The organism is Duganella lactea, from assembly GCF_009857505.1.
GTDB classification, from domain to species: domain Bacteria; phylum Pseudomonadota; class Gammaproteobacteria; order Burkholderiales; family Burkholderiaceae_D; genus Rugamonas; species Rugamonas lactea.
In genome coordinates this window covers 1-1,155 of the sequence record NZ_WWCP01000089.1, presented here as the reverse complement: position 1 = coordinate 1,155, position 1,155 = coordinate 1, and the positions used below count along the sequence as shown (strand labels likewise).

1 rRNA gene is annotated in these 1,155 nt (G+C 51.3%); it reads right to left on the bottom strand.

Annotated features, from left to right (window positions below):
* A 23S ribosomal RNA gene (locus tag GTP44_RS26780) occupies nt 1-1,155 on the bottom strand; the annotation flags it as partial.

Here is a 1,155-nt window from a genome sequence, read left to right as displayed (position 1 = left end):
GTCCACTCCGGTCCTCTCGTACTAGGAGCAGCCCCCTTCAAATTTCCAACGCCCACGGCAGATAGGGACCAAACTGTCTCACGACGTTTTAAACCCAGCTCACGTACCACTTTAAATGGCGAACAGCCATACCCTTGGGACCGGCTACAGCCCCAGGATGTGATGAGCCGACATCGAGGTGCCAAACTCCCCCGTCGATATGAACTCTTGGGAGGAATCAGCCTGTTATCCCCAGAGTACCTTTTATCCGTTGAGCGATGGCCCTTCCATACAGAACCACCGGATCACTATGTCCTACTTTCGTACCTGCTCGACTTGTCGGTCTCGCAGTTAAGCACGCTTATGCCATTGCACTATCATCACGATGTCCGACCGTAATTAGCGTACCTTCGAACTCCTCCGTTACACTTTAGGAGGAGACCGCCCCAGTCAAACTGCCTACCATGCACTGTCCCCGATCCGGATAACGGACCAAGGTTAGAACCTCAAACAAACCAGGGTGGTATTTCAAGGTTGGCTCCACGAGAACTGGCGTCCCCGCTTCTAAGCCTCCCACCTATCCTACACAGATTGGTTCAAAGTCCAATGCAAAGCTACAGTAAAGGTTCATGGGGTCTTTCCGTCTAGCCGCGGGTAGATTGCATCATCACAAACATTTCAACTTCGCTGAGTCTCGGGAGGAGACAGTGTGGCCATCGTTACGCCATTCGTGCAGGTCGGAACTTACCCGACAAGGAATTTCGCTACCTTAGGACCGTTATAGTTACGGCCGCCGTTTACTGGGACTTCAATCAAGAGCTTGCACCCCATCATTTAATCTTCCAGCACCGGGCAGGCGTCACACCCTATACGTCCACTTTCGTGTTTGCAGAGTGCTGTGTTTTTATTAAACAGTCGCAGCCACCATTTTATTGCAACCTTTTCGCCCTATCACAGTAAAGTGACCAAGCTACCGAGGCGTACCTTTTCCCGAAGTTACGGTACCAATTTGCCGAGTTCCTTCTCCCGAGTTCTCTCAAGCGCCTTAGAATACTCATCTCGCCCACCTGTGTCGGTTTGCGGTACGGTCTCGTATGACTGAAGCTTAGAGGCTTTTCTTGGAACCACTTCCGATTGCTACGTGAACAAGTTCACTCGTCCCACTCCCTTGAATTA